Below are 22,316 nucleotides of genomic sequence, written 5' to 3'. Positions count from 1 at the left end.
TGGTAATATTATAATAAAAAATTAATCTTAGCATAAGCGTATTTAAAAAATATAAGTATAATTATAAAGTTAACGTTATCAGGCTATACAAAGGGAGGAAAGGCAATGTTTTCTATACCTAAAGTCAAGTTAGTAGAAGAAGTAATGGATACTGGATACATAACAATACTAGAAGATTTGAAAGCTGAAGATGCACTAGTTGAAATAATTAAAGGCAAGGTTAAGACACTATTAGTAATTGATGCAAAAGGGAAGTTGACAGGAGTAATATCTATAACAGATTTGAACAGATTGTTTGATAAAGGGACAAACAATAAAAATTTAAAAATTAAAGATGTAATGAGAACTGAAATAATTTCGGTAGAAAAAGGATTAACAATAGATGATTGTAGAGATATATCACTAGACAACGATATAGAATTATTTCCGGTTTTTAAAAAAGAAAATATCATTGGAATCCTAAGTAAGGAGCATATAAGGGAGCATCATCAAATGTTATTAGAAGATTATGAAATGACTCTAAATTACATTATGAGCCATATAAAGGAAGGCATATATGCAACTAATAAAGATGGTGTAGTAATACTGTGGAATAAATTTATGGAAGATAGGTATGACATAAAAGCAAAAGATATAGTTGGAAAACCTATGAATCTATTTTTAAAGAATACAATAAGTGAAAAAGTAGTACATAGCAAAAAAGAAATGAGCGATCTATACTTCAATGACAAGAAAGAAAATTTATACGCTCTAGTTCACGTCAATCCAGTATTTTATAATAATGAATTTATAGGTGTTGTCGGTACAGAGGTGGATATTATAGATGCGAAAAACATATCAATGCAGCTTGAAAAAGTAAATGATACGTTAAACTACTTAAAAGATGAAGTAAAGAGTTTATCGAAAGGAAGTTTTGATAATATTTTAGGCAATAGTTTCAAACTAGAAAAGTCAAAGACTATTGCAAAACAGGTGTCAAAAACTAATAGTAGTATTCTTATACTTGGTGAAAGTGGTACCGGAAAAGAAGTATTTGCAAGAGCAATACATAGTTACAGTGAAAAAAAAGGCCAGTTTATACCTGTCAATTGTAGCGCAATACCTAAAGAACTTTTTGAGAGCGAGTTTTTTGGTTATGAAGCAGGAGCATTTACTGGAGCTAGAGATAAAGGTAAAATGGGTCTATTTGAACTAGCCCACGATGGAACTTTATTTTTAGATGAAATAGCTGATTTACCTCGTACAATGCAGGCTAAACTATTAAGGGTTCTTCAAGAAAAAGAGATAAGAAGGGTAGGGGGTAGCAAGACGATTAAAATTAACCCTAGAATTATTTCCGCTACTAATAAGGATTTAGAAGATATGGTCAGAGAAGAGAAATTTAGAGAAGATTTATACTACAGATTAAACGTTATAGAAATAAATATACCACCACTACGCGAAAGAAAAGAAGATATCGGCATTCTTACGCATAGCATTTTAGAAGAAATCTGTAATAACAACAATAAAAAAATTTTAAAATTAGACAATGGAGTAATAAGAGCTTTCCAAAGTTACAAATGGAAAGGTAACATAAGGGAATTAAGGAACACCATAGAAAATATAGTAGTTTTATCGGAAAAACAATCTATTACAACAGATGATATTCCAAGTTATATTCTAGAGTCATCAAACTTAGATCTAGACGATACTGATTACCCTCTAGATCTAAGTAGGGCAAGGAGAGATATTGAAATTAAACATATACTTAAAGCATTAAAAGTTAGTGATGGAAATAAATCAACTGCAGCTAAGTTATTAAACATACCAAGGTCGACACTTTACTATAAGATGGATCTTTACGACATAGAGGACAAATAATATAAATGACAAGTAGAAATAGAAGTTGAATAAAAATCCCTGTACAGTTACAGCATTTTTCTCAAGCTGTGGTACAGGGATTTTTCCTTTCACAATTCTATATCTATTTTGTCATATATCCTCAAAAAATTACATAATTGAAGATATAAACTGATCCATCCTATTAAGTCCTTCTAAGAAGTCCTTCTCGTTACACGCGTAAGAGATTCTAACATAGTTATCAAGTCCAAATGCCTTGCCAGGAACTACAGCAACTCTACATTTTTCTAAAAACTCAGCACAAAACTCTATTGAAAAACTGTCTTTAAAATCGTACTTTTCAGCGACTTTGCTTAAGTCTATAAAAGCATAAAATGCTCCATCTGGATTTACATAACCGACATTGTTCATTAAGTCTAATTTTTCTACAATTAGATTTCTTCTATATTTGTATGTGTCTACCATCTCGTCTATATCTTTAGAACATTCTTTTAAGGCTCCATAAGCTATGTACTGAGATGTTATGCTAGGGTGTGATACCAAATGTCCTTGTATAGAACTCATCGCTTTAGAGATCTCTTTGTTTGCTGCAGTATAACCAACTCTAAGTCCAGTCATAGCTGCTGATTTTGAAAATCCATTTATAGTAATAGTTATATTCTTTGCTTCTTCACTTATTGATGCTACTGATGTGAATTCTTCTATATAACATATTCTTTCGTATATTTCGTCTGCTATTATATAGATGTTGTTTTTAATACATACATCAACTATATCTTCTAATTCTTTCTTCGTATAAACACTACCTGTTGGGTTTGATGGATTTGTGATTACGATAGCTTTACTTTTAGATGTTATTGCTTTTTCTAATTCTTCTTTAGAAACTTTAAATCCATTTTCTTTTTTTGTATCTAAAAATGCTGGGACTGCGCCTAACAGCTTAATTGTTTCAGGATAACTAACCCAATATGGTTTTGGAAGTATAACTTCGTCACCGCTGTTTGTAATCGCTAAAATAGCGTTAGTTATAGATGTCTTGGCACCACTAGTTACTACTATTTCGTCAGGCGTATAGTTGCATTTATTTTCTTTTTCTAACTTATTGCAGATTTCTTCTCTTAATACTGCAAGGCCTGGTACTAAATCGTATTTTGTGTAATTCATATTTAAAGAATCAATTCCATATGATTTCGCTTTTTCGGGAACGTTGAAATCTGGTTCACCAATACTAAGGTTTATTACATCAATTCCGTTTTTCTTCATTTCTTTTACTTTAGAACTAATACCTACTGTATAGGATGGAGTTAAAAAGTTTAATTTATCTGATAACATAAGATCCCTCCTTAAAAATAACTATTTATATTATACGATAAAAATTGAATTTAACATATATGATTTATTCAATTATTACTAAAATTATGCTCAAAAATACAAAAATATTTATTTTGGTTATAAGTATTACAATTGCTGGTGTTCAAAATATACAGATAGCAATTTCAATAAGTTGATCAATATTGACTATCTCAATTAAATTTGGTAATCTTTAAATAGCTTAAGAATAGAAAGTCCCTTTAACTTAGTTGAAGGGGATTTTTTCGACATTTAACACTACATATAGTGGTTAGCAAAAAATGAAACACTATATATAGTGAGAGTGTATTATGTAAATAATAAGCGACATTAATCTGAAATAATAAATGATATTATATAAAAAATTATACAAAAAATATTAAATTTATAACAAAAGATGATATAAATTGGTGAATGGGGGATTTTCAAAGTGGTTAAGTCTGTAAAAAAGAGAGATGGTAGAACAATACCTTTTAATCAAGATAGAGTTACGAGAGCTATATTTTTAGCTGCTACAAGTGTAGCTGAAAAAGAGGGTACTGTTCCTGACTATAAAGTTTCTGAGGAATTGACAAATGAGGTTATAAGACATTTAAATAAAAAGTTCGCAGAAGAGACTCCAGGGGTGGAAGATGTACAAGATGCTGTAGTAAAAGTCCTTATAGAATCTGGACATGCTAGAACTAGTGAAGAGTACATAATCTACAGAACCGAGAGAAGTAGAGTAAGAAACTCAAAGACTAGACTTATGAAGTCTATTGAAGAGATTACTTTCGAAGATGCAGACAACGCAGATATAAAGAGAGAAAATGCTAATATAAATGGAAACACTGCTATGGGTACTATGTTACAGTACGGTAGTACAGTGTCTAAAGAGTTTTGTAAGACGTATTCATTGAAACCAGAACATGCTTTTGCTCATGATAATGGTGATATACATATACACGATATGGACTTTTTTAATATGGGAACTCTTACATGTTGTCAAATAGATGTAAGAAAACTATTTAAAGGTGGATTTTCAACTGGTCATGGATTTTTAAGAGAGCCAAATGATATTATAAGTTACGGTGCTTTGGCTGCAATAGCTATACAAAGCGACCAGAATGATCAACATGGCGGACAAAGCATACCTTTCTTTGACTATGGACTAGCTGAAGGAGTTTATAAGACATTTAAAAAGTTTTATATTGGAAATATATCTAAATCTTTAAAATTGTTTAAAGGATTGGATGATGAATCTAAAATAAAAGATATAGTAAATAAAACTGAAGAAGAGACATCTAGAAAAGTCGGACTAAGCAGAGATGAAGTTTATCTAAAATCAGAGTATAAAAATCTTATAAAAGAGTTAGATATAGATACAGAGCTTGCGAAGAGAACACAAGAATTTGCATATGAAGAATCTATAAAGGAAACTGATAAGAGAACTTACCAGTCTATGGAAGCTTTTATACACAATTTAAATACAATGCACTCTAGAGCAGGTGCACAAGTTCCATTTTCTAGTGTGAATTTCGGTACAGATGTATCAGAAGAAGGTAGAATGGTAACTAAAAACCTTCTACTATCTTTAGAAAAAGGCCTTGGTAATGGAGAAACTCCTATATTCCCAATACTTATTTTCAAAGTTAAAGAAGGAGTAAGTTTAAATCCTGAAGATCCAAATTACGATCTATTCAAACTTGCTTGTAGAGTTTCTGCAAAAAGATTGTTTCCTAATTTCAGTTTCTTAGACGCTCCATATAATGCGAAGTACTATAAAGAGGGCGATCCTGATACTGAAGCAACTTATATGGGATGTAGAACTAGAGTTGTATCTAATGTCTGCGGACCAGAGACTGTGAGCGGTAGAGGAAATCTATCTTTCTCAACTATAAACCTTCCAAGACTTGGTATTAAGCACGGAGTAGCTAAAGGTGAAAGCACAGATATCGATGGATTTTTTAAAGATCTTGATAAAAAAATAGATCTGTTGATAGATCAATTGTTGGAAAGAATGCAGGTTCAAGGTAATAAGAGAATGAAAAACTTCCCATTCTTGATGGGACAAGGTGTATGGCTAGATTCTGAAAAATTAGATCCAGAGGATAAGTTAAATGAAATTATAAAACAAGGTACGCTTACAATAGGATTTATTGGGCTAGCTGAGTGTCTTGTAGGACTTATAGGTCAGCATCACGGAGAGAGTAAAGAAGCTCAAGATTTGGGTATAAAAATAATATCTCATATGAGAAAAAGAATGGACGATGCAGCAGAACAGTACAAATTGAACTTCTCTTTGATAGCTACACCAGCTGAAGGGCTTTCTGGTAGATTTACTAGAATAGACAAGAAGGCTTACGGTGAAATCAAGGGAATAACTGATAGAGATTATTATACTAATTCATTCCATGTTCCTGTTTACTATAATATGAGTGCATTTGATAAAATAGCAAAGGAAGCTCCATACCATGAACTTACTAATGCTGGGCATATAACTTATGTAGAACTAGATGGAGACACTTCAAACAACTTAGAAGCTTTTGAAACTATAATAAGAGCTATGAGAGATATGGGAATAGGATACGGAAGTATAAACCATCCTGTTGATAGAGACCCAGTATGTGGATTCTCTGGAGTTATACCTGGAAACATATGTCCAGTGTGCGGAAGAGATGAAAACGACAGTCCAGTAAAATTTGATAGAATAAGAAGAATTACTGGATACTTAGTTGGGACAGTGGATAGATTTAATAATGCTAAAAAAGCAGAAGTAATGGACAGAGTTAAACATAGATAAGATATTTAACTTTAAAATATAGAAAGTTAAAGTATAAAGCTTTATATATACAGATATAAACTTATGATAAAATAATAGATTTAGGGGGATTAATTAATGAAATTAAGATTATCATCATCGATTATCTCTGACAGTATTGTAGATGGACCGGGGCTTAGAATGGTAATATGGACTCAAGGTTGTATCCATAATTGCAAGGATTGCCACAATCCGCAAACACACGATCTGTGCGGTGGATTTGAAATAGAAACTAACGAAATAATTGATAAACTAAAGACTCTAAAATTGCAAAAGGGAATTACACTTTCTGGTGGAGAGCCATTTTGCAACCCGAAGCTTTAGAAGAAATAGCATGTGAAGCAAAAAAATACAATCTAGATGTATGGGCATACACTGGATTTAATTATGAAAAACTTTTGGATAAATCAAATGACGCTTACTTCAAAAATTTGAAATTACTTAAAAACATAGATATTTTAGTAGATGGAAAATTCGTAGAAGAGAAAAAAGATATAAGTTTGACATTTAGAGGATCATCTAATCAGAGGATAATTGATGTTCAGAAGAGCTTAAAAAATAAACAAGTTTGCTTAAGTAGCGTTTATGTAGATAGAGATTTATCTATTGCAGAGTAGAAAAATATATTTTAAAAATTTTAAATCCTCTTGGGATATATATGTAGACCTACGAAATTTTAAAAAATATGTTAAAATTATAGTATAAATAAAAAAATTGGGTAAACTATTCTCAGGAATTATTATAAAATAAAAATTTTAATTTCTTGAGGAGTGATTATTTAATGAGAAAATGTGCATTAATACTAGCAATAATAGGAGCCTTAACTGGGGAGCTATTGGAATATTAGGTATCGACTTAATAGGAAGTATATTTGGAGGAACTTACTCGATGGTAAGTAGAATTATATTCTTTATAGTTGGTCTTGCTGGACTATACTTAATACCAAGTTTAATGTCAGATGATAGAAAATATTAATCTGTAAGTTTAAGCCGTTGATAATAAATCAGCGGCTTAAATATTTTTTAGGGGGATATATGAAAAACTTTATTATTAATAGATTGATCGAAAATAAAAATAAAAACATAATATCGTTTCACACTCCTGGTCATAAAAATGGTAGGATATTTAAAAAACTAGGGTACAGTGAAATTTTAGATGAAATATATAAAATAGATACAACTGAGATAATAGGAACTGACAACCTGCACTCTCCAGAGGAAATTATCAAAAGATCGCAGGAGAGGGCAGCCAAAGTGTTTAACGCGAAACATACATATTATTTAGTTAATGGAAGTACCTGTGGAATTCAGGCAGCAATTTTATCTGTTTGTAATGACAACGATAGTAAAATTATTGTAAACAGGGATTGTCACCAATCGGTTGTTAATACATGTGTAATGGGAAATATTGATCCAGTTTATATTCCGTTTAATATTTGTGAGAAAACAAGTATACTTAAAGGTGTAAATATAGAATCTGTAAAAAAAGTTATTGATTCAAACTTAGATGCAAAAGCTGTTGTACTTACATATCCGACTTACTATGGTATGACATATAATTTAGGAAAAATATGTGAATATGCACATAGTAAAGGTATTTTAGTGATAGTTGATGAAGCGCATGGAGCACATTTAGAGCTTAGCGATAAGCTTCCGACTAGTTCCTTGAAATTAGATGCAGATATTGTAATTCAAAGTTGTCACAAGACGCTCCCTTCATTTACCCAATCATCATTATTACATTTGAATAGCACTAGAGTTGATGCCAATAAGATATCGAGTTTTCTGAGAATACTAGAATCTTCAAGCCCATCGTATTTGCTATTAACATCACTGGAGATTGCAGTTGATATATACGAAAGATACGGAAAGAAGCTAATGGAAGAGCTTTTACTGAATATTACTGAATTTAATAGCAATTTTGATGTAGAATACATAGATAGCGATATCAATTTATATAAAACTGGACCTGTTAAAAATACTTACCTAAAGAACGCTGCAGATTTTAAAATATTCCAACCTACAGATAAAACGAAGATATTTATTTCTTCAACTGAGTTGGGTATAGATGGATATAAATTTGAAGAGATTTTAAGATACAAATACAATATACAAGTGGAACTTTCTAATTATTATGGGGTACTTTTATTGTGTAGTATAGCAAATGAAATAGATGATTTCGATATGCTTAAAATTGCGCTGATGGATATAAAGAAGAATATAAAGGGTAAAAAAATTTTAGATCAGATAGAATTTCCAAAAATAACACCTAAAAAAGCATTAACTCCTTTACAAGCATTTTATAAACACACGAAAAGTGTTAAAATAGATAAAAGCATAGGACAAATATGTGCAGAAAGTCTAACACCCTATCCGCCGGGTGTGAATCTTATTTCACCGGGAGAAATTGTGGATAGAGAAGTATTAGAGTACATACTTTACTGCAAAGAAAAAGGGATGTATATTAGTGGATCTAGGGATAAAGATTTAAAATTTATAGAAGTAATAGATAATAGTGTTGATATATAAAAGAAATTATTAGACTGCAGTAATTAGTTATTCATAAATCAGATATGTTATATATAAAGATGTAGGAATTATACAACTTTAGATATTAAGATTGTAGTTATTTTTATTTATAGAGACTGTAGTCATTGTATGGAGGTATCGAATTGAGCGGTAAATTGATAATTATAGAAAGTGGTTCTGATGCGAGTGGAAAGGCAACTCAAACATCGAAATTATTTGATAGATTGATAAGTGAGGGTCATAATATTAAAAAGGTAGAATATCCAAATTATAAATCAGAGTCTTCTGCTCTTGTAAAAATGTATCTGAAGGGTGATTTTGGAAAAAGTGCTTCTGACGTAGATCCTTATGTAGCATCTACATTTTTTACAGTTGATAGATACGCGTCTTTTAAGACAGAATGGGAAGAGTTTTATACAGCTGGTGGTATAGTTATCGCTGACAGATACACTACATCAAATATGGTACACCAAGCCTCTAAAATGGATATATCTGAAAGGGATAAGTATTTAGATTGGTTGACAGAATACGAATTTGAGATGTTTAAAATCCCTAAACCAGACTGTGTAATATTTTTGGATGTACCAATTGAATACAGTACAAAGCTTATGAAAAATAGAAAAAATAAAATAACTGGAGAAGCGGAAAAGGATATACACGAAGTAGATGTGGAGTATCTATCTAAGTGTTATAATAATTCCATAGATATAGCCGATAAATATAATTGGAATAAGATAAATTGTGTTGAAGACGGCAAGCTAAAGAGTATTGATAGCATACATGAAGAGGTTTATAAGTATGCTCTTGATTCAATAAATAATGTGGAGAGATAGATTATGTATTTTGATAATATAATAGGTCAAAGTTTTGCAAAGAAGTACTTAAAGAGTTCGATTAATAACGACAAACTAAATAGTGCGTATATGTTTGATGGCATCGATGGAATAGGAAAGAAGAAAATGGCTTATGAATTAGCAAAGATACTTCTTGAAATAGAGCATCCTGAGAATAGCCCAGACTATATAGATGTATTTCCTAATGGCAACAGTGTAAAAGTAGATCAAATTAGAAAGCTACAGTCTGATATAATAATCAAACCACACAATAAATACAAAATATATATATTAAACAATGCTGAGAAAATGACTGTAGAAGCGCAAAATGCACTTCTTAAAACATTGGAGGAACCACCTCAGTATGCAATAATAATATTAGTTACAAACAACAAAGAAGCGTTGCTTAATACAATTAAATCTAGATGTGATATAGTAAAATTTAATTCAATTCCACATAATGAGATGATTGGATATCTAGTTCAAAATGGGATTGAAGAAAAAAAATCAACTCTCCTAACTTCATTTTCAAGAGGCAGTTTAGAGAGGGCATTGGATTTAGCAAATTCAACAGAGTTTACTGATATGAGAGACGATGTTCAGAAATATATTAAAGTATTATTTGATAAAAATACAGTTGATATTTTAGAATTACCAAATGATATAGATAAATACAAATCAAAAATAATAGATTTATTGGATATAATAATAGATTATTTTAGAGATATAGTATTGCTTAAAGAGCGTGTTGACAGGGATATGCTTATAAATATTGACAAAATAAATTTTCTTGAAAGCATAAGTATAAAAATTACCTATTCTCAAGTCTCTAGAATTATTGGTATAATAGAAGAGGCAAAGAAAAAATCAAGGAGTAATTGTAACTTTAATATAAACATGCAGGTTATGTTTTTAAATATATATGAGGTGATTAAATGATAAAGATAGTAGGTGTAAGATTTAAGAATGCTGGTAAAGTGTACTATTTTGACCCAGTCGATTTTGATATAGAAAAAAATATGGATGTTGTTGTTGAAACAGCTAGGGGATTAGAGTTTGGTAAGGTAGTTGTGGGCCCAAGAGAGATGGATGAGGCCGAACTCGCGACTGCTTTAAAACCTATTATAAGAATAGCTACTGAAGACGATAAAAATATCTACCGTGAAAACAAAGAAAAAGCTAAAGAAACTTTTGAAGTGTGCCAGAAAAAGATTAAAGAACATAACTTAGATATGTATTTAATCGATTGCGAATACACTTTTGATAGAAATAAATTAATATTCTATTTTACGGCAGAGGGAAGAATAGATTTTAGAGAGCTTGTAAAAGACTTAGCCGTTATATTTAAAACTAGAATAGAGCTTAGACAAATAGGGGTAAGAGATGAAGCAAAATCGATAGGAGGGCTTGGTCCTTGCGGTAGAAAGCTTTGCTGTTCATCTTGGCTAGGAGATTTCCAACCAGTATCAATAAAAATGGCAAAGGATCAAAGTTTATCGTTAAACCCAACAAAAATATCTGGTATATGTGCTAGATTATTCTGTTGTCTTAAATATGAGCACGAAGTGTATGCTGAAGCTCTTGATATAATGCCTGCTATAGGTTCATTGGTTCAAACAGACGACGGAAAAGGTAGAGTGTGTGAGATAAATCCACTTCTTGAACAAATAAAGGTTGAATATCAGGACAAGACTATTAAGCTGTATTTGAGAGAAGAGGTAAAGATACTAAAAGAAGCGAAGAGATGTGATAACTGTAAATGCCAAAATAAACATGACGATGGTTTGGATGCAGCGACTCTTAAAGAACTTAAAAAATTAGAAGATTAATATAGAACTAAAAAATGGTGGGATTGATTCCACCTTTTTTTAATCTTAACGATGGAAAGGAGAATTTATGGAGGTTGAGTTAAAGCCTACTGAAAGAATAGATGACTTACAATTTAAAGGGTTGAAATTAATACAAGATACAGAGGGATTCTGTTTTGGAGTAGATGCAGTATTGCTTGCAAACTTTGCAAAAGTAAAAAAAGGATCAACTGTAGTTGATTTAGGTACAGGAACTGGGATAGTGCCTATTCTGATCTCTGGAAAAAGTGAGGCAAAAAAATAATTGGAGTAGAGATCCAAGAAGATGTACATGAAATGGCTACTAGGTCTGTAAGATTAAATGATCTAGAGGATAGAGTTGAAATTATAAATGGGGATATCAAAGATATTGAGAAAACCCTTGGGAAGAATATGTGCAATGTAGTAACTTCAAATCCGCCTTATATGCATACTGATGGAATAAAAAACCCAAATAATAAGAAAGCTATATCTAGACATGAGGTTAAATGTAATTTAGATGATGTAATAAAAGCTGCCTCTATGCTTTTAACTAATCAAGGAAAGTTTTATATGATTCACAGACCTACAAGGCTTGTAGATATAATTACTATAGGAAGGAAATATAAAATGGAGCCAAAGGTTATTAGATTTATACATCCTAAACCAAACAAGGCGCCTAACTTATTATTAGTTGAGTATGCAAAATGTGGAGGCCCGGATTTGAAGATTTTGGATCCACTTTATGTATACGATAATGATGGGAATTATACTGAGGAAATTAATAGCATATATGAAAATGAAGATATAGGAGAGGTTTAAATGAGTGGTAAATTATACATATGTCCTACACCAATTGGAAATCTAGAGGACATAACTTATAGAACATTGCGAGTATTAAATGAAGTAGATTTAATAGCTGCAGAAGATACAAGACATAGTATTAAACTGTTAAATCATTTTGATATATCAAAACCTTTGACTAGTTATCATGAGCATAACGAAAGTTCAAAAGGGGACTACCTTATAAATAAATTACTCGATGGAGAAAATATAGCGGTAATAAGTGATGCAGGAATGCCAGGTATTTCTGATCCAGGAGAAGGAATAATAAAAAAAGCAATAGCCAATAATATAGAAGTCGAGGTTTTACCAGGAGCTACAGCATTTGTAACTGCATTAGTTGGATCCGGAATGGACACAGGGAAGTTTGTATTTGAAGGTTTTTTGGATAGAGATAAGAAGATTAGACGTAGAAGACTAGAAGAGATCAAAGAAGAGGATAGAACGATCATTTTATATGAATCACCTCATAGACTTAAAGAAACTTTAAAAGATATCTTGAAAATACTCGGAAATAGAAATATATGTGTAAATAGAGAGATATCCAAAAAATATCAAGAGATACTAAGAAATGATGTAGGGACGACTTTGGATATTTTTAATGACAGAGATGAGGTTAAAGGTGAATTCGTATTGATATTAGAGGGGTTTACTGGAGAGAAAACTAAGACAAATGATTATAGCTCTTTGAATGACAGAGAATATGTTATAAAACTTATAGAAGATGGTATAGATAAAAAAGAAGCTATAAAAATAGTTTGCAAGGACAGAAAGCTTAAGAAAGATATAGTGTATAAACAGGTATTAGATATATAAAGTAGGTGCATTTTATGGTATATGCTAGAGAGTTTATTGATAGTTTTAGCAAATTTAATACAAGTGAAATATTGATAAAGCTTGATAGAGAAGGTATTTTAGAGAAAATTATCCCCCAAGTAGTAGAAATGAAGCAAGTGGGAGAGTGCAAATACCACAAGGTAAATTGTTATGAGCACTCAATTAACGCATTAAAAGAGTATGAAAGTATTATGTCTGCAGGTACAATGAGTTTCTTTTCAAGTCATTTGGCTGATTTTGTTAAGAACTACTTGGATACAGAAATCTGCGATAATGTTACTAAAAAAGATGCTTTAAAAATTGGAATATTTTTACACGATATTGGAAAGCCAGCAAGTAGGACTGTAGATAGTGAAGGAAGAACTCGCTTTAGAGGTCATGAGATAACTGGTTCGGATATATCTAAAGATTTACTTTCTGGGATAGGTGAAGATATAAGTTTAATTGATTTAGTGTATAAATATGTAAGGCATCATATGACATTACTTCAGCTTTTCAAAACTAATGATTTGAGCAAGACGAAATTATTTGAGATTTTTGAAGAATTACAGGACGATACCATCGGAATGATGATTCTAGGGTATGTCGATATAATATCTACAAGAAGGCTGTTAGATCCCAAAGAAGATCCGAGCATATTAAAAATATTTGCTGAGTATGTAATAACCAACTATATTTATTTCTATCGCTAATACAGAGATTTATTGAATTAAAAATTATTTCGTATCGGTAAAAATATCTCAGAAATTTTCTCAATCAGGTAAAAAATGATTAACCAAAGCATAATCTTAATGAAATAGAAAACCTAGAAAAAGAATTTAGAGAGTTATTTGAGCTAGCAAAAGGCAATTTTTCAATTGAATTACTGTAAAAATGATAAAAATAGGAGACACAATGTATTGGGTCTCCTATTTTATTTATAAAATTGATTTAGCCTGGATTGGTGTCGACAGGATAACCGAAGTTTTAGTCGATCCGATTGATTTAATACTGTCGATAACGTTTTCTAGCTCGTACATATCTTTAACAAGAACCTTTAGTAGAGAACAGTCATCTCCAGTTATATGATGACATTCAACGATACGAGTATCTTTTCTTGCTGCTTCAATAAATTCTTCATATTGGTTGCTTGGTAAAGCAATATGAATAAATGCTTTTATGACCCTACCTAGCTTGTCAGGATTTACAATTGCCTTGTATCCTTGAATTATTCCGGCCTCTTCTAATCTCTTAACTCTTTCTGATACAGCAGGAGAAGTTAAACCAACTATCTTGCCTAAATCCTTCATGGAAACCCTTCCATCTTCTTGCAAAATTTCTATGATTCTGTAATCTGTAACATCCATCAACAATTCCTCCCTTAATAAAAAATGATAATACTATAGAGATTTCTTAGAATCTATCATCTTTGTTTTTAAATCCCATAATTCTTTTGATAGGTCGACCTTATATATGTGCGGATTGGAAAGTCTTTTATACTGATTCCAAATTGTACTTAATTCATATTGTACATGATTTTTTATTTCAGTAACAGTCTTTTTATTATATTTTGATATTCCGTTTATATACAGTGGCTGAAGTAAATCTTTTATCTTATATTTCTTAAAAGTTTTAGTTTTCCATGTATAAGTAGGATGGAAAATCTCTAGAGGTTTTGATTCATCTATTTTTTCATCGTGCAATGTAATTAGATCAGCCTCTGCTTTGCCATTTTCGCTGTAAATTCTGACTACTTTTTTATAGCCGGGATTATTGATTTTTTCTGGATTAGCAGAAATTTTTATTTTTGGGGTAAGTACGCCGTCTTCATAAGAAGCTGCAAGTTTGTAAACTCCACCGAGTGCAGGAGAATCCGCAGATGTTATAAGTTTTGTTCCTACTCCCCATGAATTTATCTTTGAACCTTCAGCTTTTAACGCAGTAATAGTGTACTCATCTAAGTCGTTAGATGCTGTTATGGTCACATTAGGGAAACCAGCATCATCGAGCATTTGTTTAGCTTCTTTAGATAAATAAGTAAGATCTCCCGAATCAAGCCTAATTCCAATTGGCTTATATCCTTTTTCAGATACATCTTTAAAAACTTTTATAGCGTTTGGTACTCCGCTTTCAAGAACATTGTAAGTATCTACTAGCAACATACATTTGTCTGGATAAACTCTAGCATATGCTTCAAATGCCTCTAATTCATCGTCAAACTTTTGAACCCAGCTATGCGCATGTGTTCCAGCTACTGGTAGATCAAATTTTTTACCAGCTAGTAAATTAGACGTCGCTACACATCCACCTATTACTGCTGCTCTGGCCCCATATATGCCAGCGTCAGGTCCTTGAGCTCTGCGTAGACCAAACTCTAGCACAGGATCTCCTTGAGCTGCAAAACATACTCTAGAGGCTTTTGTAGCTATTAGCGATTGGAAGTTCACCATAGTAAGCATAGCCGTTTCTATAATCTGGGCTTGATACAAAGGTGCTTTTACTGTTATAACTGGCTCATTAGGGAACATAATCGTACCCTCTTCAACAGCATATATGTCTCCAGTGAATTTAAAATTTTTCATAAAATCTAAGAACTTATCAGAAAATAAATTTAAACTTTTCATGTACTCCATATCGGAATCAGAGAAGTGTAAATTATCTATATATTCAACAAGTTGATCTATTCCACAAATTATTGTATACCCGCCATTACAGGCGTTTTTTCTAAAAAACATGTCAAAAACCACGATATCTTCATGAACATTGTTTTCAAAATAACCATTCAACATAGTTAGCTGATACAAGTCAGTAAGAAGTGTTAAATTTCTCATATGAAATCTCCTTGTAATAATAATTAATTAAAACTCTACACAATAATACTAAAACACAATATAGTCCAATTTTCAAGTATAAAGTATGCCCCTAGACTCATAAAATTATTCAAGAGGGAGGTGGTTTCAAATAGGAAAGATATGGTTCTATATGATTACAATAGGAATAATTGGAAGTATAGCTTTTAATAATTTAGGTGAATTAAACAAAGTTATTCTTTCGGAAACATCCTCTGGAATTGATTTTGCTATAAGTCTTGCTGGAATTATGGCTCTTTGGATGGGGATTATGAATATTGCAAAAGAGTCTGGGCTTATAGAAAAAATAGGAGAAAAGCTAAGCGGTGTTATGAAGCTTTTATTTCCAACAGTACCTAAAGGTCATAAAGCTATGTCGTTTATAGTTATGAATATAGCGTTGAATATGCTTGGAGCTGGAAATGGAGCTACAGCATTCGGTCTAAAAGCTATGGATGAACTTCAGACACTAAACAGTAAAAAAGACACAGCGACTAACGATATGATTATGTTCTTGGTGATAAATATTTCATCTGTTCAAATTATACCTTTTACTATAATCAAGTTGAGAATGGACATGGGATCACGAAATCCAAGTGAAATAATAATTACGACTTTGTTTGCAACTATGGTTTCAACTATAGTGGCGATACTTAGTTGTAGATTTTTTCAAAAGAGACGAAGAGAAAAAATATAGATGGGGGGTATAGATTATGGAGCTGTTTTCAAATTTCCTCATACCTATAATAATCTTGTACATAGTTGGTTATGGTAAATATAAGAAGGTAGATGTATTTGATAGTTTTGTAAGGGGGGCTGTGGATGGACTAAAGGCTGCTTGGGGGATTCTTCCGTACATAATTGGTATATTCTTAGCTATAGGTATATTTAAGTCAGGAAAAGGCATAGAAATGCTAGAATGGATATTTTCACCGATTGCAAGAGCTATGAGTATCCCAAAAGAGTTAATCGGACTAATCACGATCAAGCCTCTTTCTGGAAGTGGAGCTCTAGGAGTTTACAGCGAGCTGGCACAGAGGGTAGGTATAGATACTATTGTAGAGAGAATGGGCTCGACAATTGTGGGAGCATCAGAGACTGTTTTTTATACAATGGCAATTTACTATGGAAGATTAAAAATTAAAAACACTGGGCACACACTTACTTGCGCATTGATAAGCCATGTAGCAGGAGTAATTGCTTCAGTATTTATATGCTATGTAGTTTTCGTTTAATTTTTTAATTAAATTTTATGTATGTATTTACAGTTTTCAGGAATGATAGAATATATAAATAAAATTTCTATCATAAATAATAGTAAGAAAATTCTGTTTAAATATTCTTGTAGTGAGAAAACTCATTGACAAAAACAGATAATTTTAATAAGATTAGGTTATATATAAAAAATGCTAAGAAGAGAAGAGTAAATAGATTATTTTTGCACAGAGAGTTAGAGTTTGGTGAGATCTAATAAAAAATGTTTATTGAATATGGTCTCGGAGCTTTTTGCCTAAGGAGCGATTTGCTTTTAGGGTAAAACGTTTGGACGCGTTATAGTCTTCTAAGGTATCTGTTTATTTTTACAGACAGATAATTAGGGTGGTACCGTGATTAATCTCGCCCCTATATTTATAGGAGCGAGTTTTTTATTTTCAAAAAATTAAATAGAAGCCACAATTTAGTGAGTAAAACCCCAATAAACGCTAAATTGATAAGGAGAATTTAGGAGGTAAGCAATGACTAAAAAGAATTTTTATGTAACAACGCCTATATACTACCCAAGTGGGAGATTACATATAGGCCATACTTATACTACAGTTGCAGCAGATGCAATAGCTAGATATAAGCGTTTCTGTGGGTACGATGTAAAGTTTTTAACAGGTACTGATGAACACGGCGAAAAAATCCAAAAGACAGCGATTAAAGAGGGAAAGACAGAAATAGAATTCTTAGACGAAATAATAGCTAGTATAAAAGATCTATGGAAAAACTTAGATATATCTTACGATGATTTTATAAGAACTACCGAATCAAGACATACTGAAATTATACAAAAAATATTTACTAAACTATATGAGCAAGGCGACATATATAAGGGAGAATATGAAGGTAGATATTGTACTCCATGTGAGAGTTTCTGGACAGAATCACAACTTCTAGAAGGGGATAAATGCCCTGACTGTGGAAGAGAGACTTATCTAGTTAAAGAAGAATCGTATTTCTTCAAACTATCAAAGTATGAAGATAGATTAAAAGAATTATTTAAGAGAGATAATTTCTGTGTTCCAGCTGCGAGAAGAAATGAAATGGTTTCAAACTTCTTAGATAAGGGGCTTGAAGACCTTAGTGTAACTAGAACTACATTTGACTGGGGGATAAAAGTGCCATTCGATGAAAAACATGTAATTTATGTTTGGGTGGATGCTCTTTGCAACTATATCACAGCTTTAGGATATATGACTGATCACGATGAAGAGATGAAAAAATTCTGGCCAGCAAACGTACAACTAGTTGGTAAAGAGATAGTGAGATTCCATACTATTATATGGCCTGCAATACTTATGGCTTTAGATCTAGAAGTTCCTCAACAAGTATACGGGACAGGTTGGATACTATTTGCCGATGACAAGATGAGTAAGTCAAAAGGAAACGTAGTGTATCCAGAGCCATTAATAGAAAGATACGGAGTAGATGCTCTTAAATACTTCTTACTTAGAGAATTTGCATTTGGAAACGATGGAAGTTATACAAATAGAAACTTTATTTCAAGAATCAATTCTGATTTAGCAAATGACTTAGGTAACCTTGTAAGCAGAACAGTATCGATGGTTGAAAAGTACAATGATGGAATAATACCAACTGCAAAAGTAGAGACTGAATTTGATTCTGAACTAAAGAAACAAGCGAAAGAATCAGTAGAAAACTTTAATAAAGAAATGGATAATCTACAGTTCCATGAAGCTTTAGAAAATTGTTGGAAATTAGTTAGAAGAACTAATAAGTATATAGATGAAACAATGCCTTGGGCTTTAGCAAAAGACGAGAGCAATAAAGACACATTAGATACAGTTCTATACAATCTTTGTGAATCTATAAGAGTTATAGCAACTCTGATCAATCCAATAATGAATTTGACTGCAAACAAAATATACGATCAATTAGGAATAGCGGGTCAAGAAGATTTAACTAATTGGGAGAGTAGTAAGACTTTTGGACTTATAAAAGAAGGGGTAAAAGTATCTAAAGGAGAGTCTTTATTCCCAAGATTAGATATTGATAAAGAAGTTGAAGAGCTTGAAAGCATATTCTCAGATAAACCAAAAGAAGAGCCTCTAACTCATAAAGATGAAATAACAATAGATGATTTTGATAAAGTTGAGCTTAGAGTGGGTAAAATTATAAAATGTGAAAAGCATCCTAAAGCAGATAAGCTTTTAGTTTCACAAGTTAAGATTGGACCTGAAACAAGACAAATTGTTTCTGGAATAGCTAAATGGTACAAGCCAGAAGACTTAGTAGGAAAAGAAGTTTCAGTAGTATGTAATTTGAAGCCAGTTAAACTTAGAGGCGTAGAATCACAAGGAATGATACTAGCCGCTGGGGATGATGGAGACGATTTAGTTCTTCCACACACTACTGGAGCTAAGGATGGATGCGAAGTCCGTTAGCAATATAAGAAGGAAGTGAATAAATGTTATTTGACTCACATGCACATTTAAATGATGAGAGATTTGATGAAGATAGAGATGAACTGATTAAATCGCTTAGAGAAAACAACGTGGATTTAGTGGTAAATCCAGGTGCGGATATAGAGACTTCTAAATCTGCAGTAGAATTATCTAATAAATACGATTTTATATACGCAGCTGTGGGTGTACATCCACATGATGTATCGGAACTTGACGATTCAGCAATAGAGACACTTAGAGAGATGGTGACTAAAAATAATAAGGTCGTTGCAATAGGAGAGATAGGGCTTGATTATTATTACGATCATTCACCTAGAGAAGTCCAAAAAGAGTGGTTTAAGAAACAAATTTTGCTTGCTAATGAGCTAAAATTACCTATAATAATCCACGACAGAGATGCACATGCAGATACTTTTGACATAATCAAAGAGTATAAAAGCGATGAAATCGGTTGTGTTCTTCACTGCTACAGTGGAAGTGTAGAGTTGGCAAGAGAATATATAAAGATGGGATGCTATATATCGATACCAGGAACAGTAACTTTTAAAAACAGTAGAAAAGTTAGGGAAGTAGCTAGAGAAATAACTCTAGATAAATTGTTTATAGAGACTGATTCACCGTATATGGCACCAGAACCTCATAGAGGAAAGAGAAATGATCCTTCATTAGTAGCATTTGTTGCTGATAAAATTGCCCAGGAAAAGGGAATTTCATATGAAGAGGTTTGTGAGAGAACTAAGGAAAATGCCAAGATATTTTTCGGAATAGAATAGTAATTTAAAGAGTCGACTGCGATTTTGCAGTCGCTTTTTATGGTTATTTTATTGATTATTAATAATGTGTAGATATAATAAATGAAAAATAAAATTTCGATGGCAAAGTGCAAAGATTTTATATTTTATAACAAAAAACGACATTTCACACCATATTAATTTCATTGGAAGATGAATTATATTTATCCATTCATCCAGTGGAATTGCTCCCATCTTTTTATAGAACTCTATAGAAGATTTATTCCAATCAAGACACCACCAATCTAATCTACCACAGCCTATATCTGTAGCTATTTTTCCCAAAGCTGAAAGTAATGACTTTCCAGCTCCAATATTTCTCATTCTTGGTCTTACATATAAAACATAAAATCAATTAGTTTTTAATAAGATATTACAGATAGAAAATGACCTCTAGAACTTTACGTCGATGCAACCTCGTTAAATATAAAGCAACTAAGTGCTATCCAGCTCATTCACATAAAGACGTAAAGAAGAGGAGTAACTCCTTTTAAGGAAGATTTTGCTTCAAGGAGAAAAACTACGACCTCTATCTGTTACAAATATTATCTCATAAAGAATATGAAATAGAAAAGGATTAAGTAGTTTTTAACTACAACTATATTATACGAGGGGGGTATAACATTGGGAACTGATTCATTAAGAGAGAAAGAGCATAGAAAAAAGCTTTCTCTAACATCATTTAGTATATTATATATACTACAAATTTTATTAGTATTAAGTTCTTTATTATTTGCAGGATCTCCAATAGCAGAGGAGATTATGATGTCTAAAGACAGCATAGCTCAAGTAGTTCCAGCAAAATTTTCAGTGTTCTATATGGCTACATTTAATGGCTTTAAAAATGCAATGGATATAGCAATATTTATATTTATGTTATCAGGCTTTATAAATGTGGTTAACGAAACAAAAGCATTATCATCATCATTAAATTCAGCATTAAATAAACTTAAAGGTAGAGAGTTATCTCTATTGCCTATACTTATTATATTTTTTGCAATAGGAGGAACTACTTTTGGTTTTGGGGAAGAAACTATTCCTCTATATGGTATTCTAACTGCTGCATTACTAGCTGCTGGATTTGATACAATGGTTGTATTGGGTGTGGTTTTACTTGGAAGTGGGGTAGGAATTGTAGGATCTACAATAAATCCTTTTTCTACAGGTGTTGCAATGGATTCACTAAAGGGAATAGGAATAGACACTAATGCGGGGATTATATTTGGATTAGGTGGTATAGTATTATTACTTACTACAATTGTTACTATTATTTATGTTATGAGATATGCGAAGAAAGTAAAGAGTAATATGAAGTTTAGTATTTTATCTGAATCAGAATATTGTCATATGAATGAAAATATTAAAATAGGTAATGAAGAAATAAAGCCTTTAACTAAAAATCAAAAGATAACAATGTATATATTTGGGTTTTCATTTCTTGTCATGTTTATATCATTAATTCCATGGCAAAAATTTAATATTAATATATTTGATAATTGGTCAAATATATTAACTGGAGAACCTTGGGGACAATGGTATTTTGGAGATTTAGCTATGTGGTTTCTCTCTATAGCAATATTAATTGGGATTATATGTAAACTCGGCGAAAAAAAACTAATAGAAGCATTTATGCAAGGCGCTAAAGATGTTGTTCCAGTAGTAATGATTATTGTAGTATCAAGAGGAACTTCAGTACTTATGTCTGAAACAAATCTAGATATGTTTATACTCGATAGAGCTAGTCATCTATTACAAGGAGTATCGCCAGTTATTTTTGTATTAGGCTCATATATTATATTTTTCTTTTTGAGTATATTGATTCCATCATCATCAGGGTTAGCATATGTTTCAATGCCTATTATGGGAGGATTAGCTTGTAATGTTGGAATTTCACCAGAACTAATGGTTATTATATATGTAACAGCACATGGTATAGCACATTTAACTTGCCCTACTTCAGGAGTTCTTATGGCATCTATAGAAATAAATAAAATAAGTTATGGTACATGGCTTAAATTTGTTAAAAAACCAGTAATACTACTTATATCAATTAGTTTAATAGTTTTACTTTCAGCGAACTTCATATTATAATAAATTAAAATTTATTTTTAATTTTCATATAATGGTAAAACAAATTCTAGAGTGATAATAT

The 22,316-nt window shown here is 31.6% G+C and carries 19 protein-coding genes, 2 pseudogenes and 1 other annotated feature; of the genes and pseudogenes, 17 read left to right on the top strand and 4 right to left on the bottom strand.

What is annotated here, in order from left to right; all coding sequences use genetic code 11:
- Positions 1-105: 105 nt before the first annotated feature.
- Complete coding sequence (locus T473_RS0113770) at positions 106-1,860, top strand: sigma-54-dependent Fis family transcriptional regulator (RefSeq protein WP_024622421.1); 1,755 nt, start codon at positions 106-108, stop codon at positions 1,858-1,860.
- 129 nt (positions 1,861-1,989) lie between these two features.
- Here T473_RS0113770 and T473_RS0113765 read toward each other — a convergent pair whose 3' ends face one another.
- A complete protein-coding gene (locus T473_RS0113765; protein ID WP_024622420.1) occupies positions 1,990-3,171 on the bottom strand; it encodes a pyridoxal phosphate-dependent aminotransferase in 1,182 nt (393 codons plus the stop codon).
- A 448-nt stretch (positions 3,172-3,619) separates the two neighbouring features.
- On the opposite strand from T473_RS0113765, the gene T473_RS0113760 reads away from it, so the two are divergent.
- The 11 genes and pseudogenes from T473_RS0113760 (at position 3,620) to T473_RS0113715 (ending at position 13,548) form a co-directional block, all read left to right on the top strand.
- Entirely contained in the window at positions 3,620-5,971 is a 2,352-nt protein-coding gene (locus tag T473_RS0113760) for an anaerobic ribonucleoside triphosphate reductase (RefSeq protein ID WP_024622419.1), read from the top strand.
- 96 nt (positions 5,972-6,067) lie between these two features.
- Entirely contained in the window at positions 6,068-6,313 is a 246-nt protein-coding gene (locus T473_RS20265) for a 4Fe-4S cluster-binding domain-containing protein (protein ID WP_330369518.1), read from the top strand.
- Positions 6,295-6,606: a 4Fe-4S cluster-binding domain-containing protein gene (locus T473_RS20260; protein ID WP_330369517.1), complete on the top strand. Its 312-nt coding sequence runs from the start codon at positions 6,295-6,297 to the stop codon at positions 6,604-6,606. The genes T473_RS20265 and T473_RS20260 overlap by 19 nt, the downstream gene beginning before the upstream one ends.
- 172 nt (positions 6,607-6,778) lie before the next feature.
- A complete protein-coding gene (locus T473_RS16925; protein ID WP_330369516.1) occupies positions 6,779-6,964 on the top strand; it encodes a DUF378 domain-containing protein in 186 nt (61 codons plus the stop codon).
- 59 nt (positions 6,965-7,023) lie between these two features.
- Positions 7,024-8,517, top strand: coding sequence for an aminotransferase class I/II-fold pyridoxal phosphate-dependent enzyme (locus T473_RS0113745; RefSeq protein ID WP_024622418.1), 1,494 nt, complete (start codon positions 7,024-7,026; stop codon positions 8,515-8,517).
- Positions 8,518-8,660: 143 nt separating this feature from the next.
- Positions 8,661-9,350 carry a dTMP kinase gene (locus tag T473_RS0113740; protein ID WP_024622417.1) on the top strand — a complete coding sequence of 230 codons (690 nt, stop codon included), beginning with the start codon at positions 8,661-8,663 and terminating at the stop codon, positions 9,348-9,350.
- Between the two features lie 3 nt (positions 9,351-9,353).
- On the top strand, positions 9,354-10,289 hold the full coding sequence (locus T473_RS0113735; protein ID WP_024622416.1) for a DNA polymerase III subunit: 936 nt from the start codon (positions 9,354-9,356) through the stop codon (positions 10,287-10,289).
- Complete coding sequence (locus tag T473_RS0113730; protein WP_024622415.1) at positions 10,286-11,179, top strand: PSP1 domain-containing protein; 894 nt, start codon at positions 10,286-10,288, stop codon at positions 11,177-11,179. Before T473_RS0113735 ends, T473_RS0113730 begins: the two co-directional genes overlap by 4 nt.
- A gap of 67 nt (positions 11,180-11,246) precedes the next feature.
- Positions 11,247-11,998 (top strand): annotated as a pseudogene (locus T473_RS16920) (tRNA1(Val) (adenine(37)-N6)-methyltransferase).
- Complete coding sequence (gene rsmI, locus T473_RS0113720) at positions 11,999-12,835, top strand: 16S rRNA (cytidine(1402)-2'-O)-methyltransferase (RefSeq protein WP_024622414.1); 837 nt, start codon at positions 11,999-12,001, stop codon at positions 12,833-12,835.
- A 14-nt stretch (positions 12,836-12,849) separates the two neighbouring features.
- Positions 12,850-13,548, top strand: a complete 699-nt coding sequence (locus T473_RS0113715) for an HD domain-containing protein (protein WP_024622413.1) — start codon at positions 12,850-12,852, stop codon at positions 13,546-13,548.
- 225 nt (positions 13,549-13,773) lie between these two features.
- Here T473_RS0113715 and T473_RS0113710 read toward each other — a convergent pair whose 3' ends face one another.
- Both T473_RS0113710 and T473_RS0113705 read right to left on the bottom strand, forming a co-directional pair.
- Positions 13,774-14,202 (bottom strand): Lrp/AsnC family transcriptional regulator, encoded by a 429-nt coding sequence (locus T473_RS0113710; RefSeq protein WP_024622412.1) that lies wholly within the window; start codon positions 14,200-14,202, stop codon positions 13,774-13,776.
- A 33-nt stretch (positions 14,203-14,235) separates the two neighbouring features.
- Complete coding sequence (locus T473_RS0113705) at positions 14,236-15,666, bottom strand: nicotinate phosphoribosyltransferase (RefSeq protein WP_024622411.1); 1,431 nt, start codon at positions 15,664-15,666, stop codon at positions 14,236-14,238.
- Positions 15,667-15,817: 151 nt separating this feature from the next.
- Between T473_RS0113705 and T473_RS0113700 the strand changes: the two genes are divergently transcribed.
- From T473_RS0113700 to T473_RS0113685, 4 genes are all read left to right on the top strand, one after another.
- Complete coding sequence (locus T473_RS0113700) at positions 15,818-16,381, top strand: nucleoside recognition domain-containing protein (protein WP_029791827.1); 564 nt, start codon at positions 15,818-15,820, stop codon at positions 16,379-16,381.
- Between the two features lie 16 nt (positions 16,382-16,397).
- Positions 16,398-16,919 carry a spore maturation protein gene (locus T473_RS0113695; RefSeq protein WP_024622409.1) on the top strand — a complete coding sequence of 174 codons (522 nt, stop codon included), beginning with the start codon at positions 16,398-16,400 and terminating at the stop codon, positions 16,917-16,919.
- 167 nt (positions 16,920-17,086) lie between these two features.
- Positions 17,087-17,312 (top strand) — a binding site (T-box leader).
- A 108-nt stretch (positions 17,313-17,420) separates the two neighbouring features.
- The gene (gene metG / locus T473_RS0113690; protein ID WP_024622408.1) at positions 17,421-19,352 is read left to right on the top strand and encodes a methionine--tRNA ligase; all 1,932 of its coding nucleotides are present in this window, start codon (positions 17,421-17,423) and stop codon (positions 19,350-19,352) included.
- Positions 19,353-19,375: 23 nt separating this feature from the next.
- The gene (locus tag T473_RS0113685; RefSeq protein ID WP_024622407.1) at positions 19,376-20,146 is read left to right on the top strand and encodes a TatD family hydrolase; all 771 of its coding nucleotides are present in this window, start codon (positions 19,376-19,378) and stop codon (positions 20,144-20,146) included.
- A 48-nt stretch (positions 20,147-20,194) separates the two neighbouring features.
- Here T473_RS0113685 and T473_RS18165 read toward each other — a convergent pair.
- Positions 20,195-20,494, bottom strand: a pseudogene (locus T473_RS18165) (N-acetyltransferase family protein); the annotation flags it as partial.
- Between the two features lie 294 nt (positions 20,495-20,788).
- Between T473_RS18165 and T473_RS0113675 the strand changes: the two are divergent.
- The gene (locus T473_RS0113675) at positions 20,789-22,255 is read left to right on the top strand and encodes a YfcC family protein (RefSeq protein ID WP_024622405.1); all 1,467 of its coding nucleotides are present in this window, start codon (positions 20,789-20,791) and stop codon (positions 22,253-22,255) included.
- The last annotated feature ends 61 nt before the right edge of the window (positions 22,256-22,316 follow it).

It is taken from the genome of Clostridioides mangenotii TR (assembly GCF_000498755.1).
GTDB classification, from domain to species: domain Bacteria; phylum Bacillota; class Clostridia; order Peptostreptococcales; family Peptostreptococcaceae; genus Metaclostridioides; species Metaclostridioides mangenotii_A.
The sequence above is the reverse complement of the archived record's forward strand: the minus strand, read 5'-3'. Positions and strand labels throughout refer to the sequence as shown.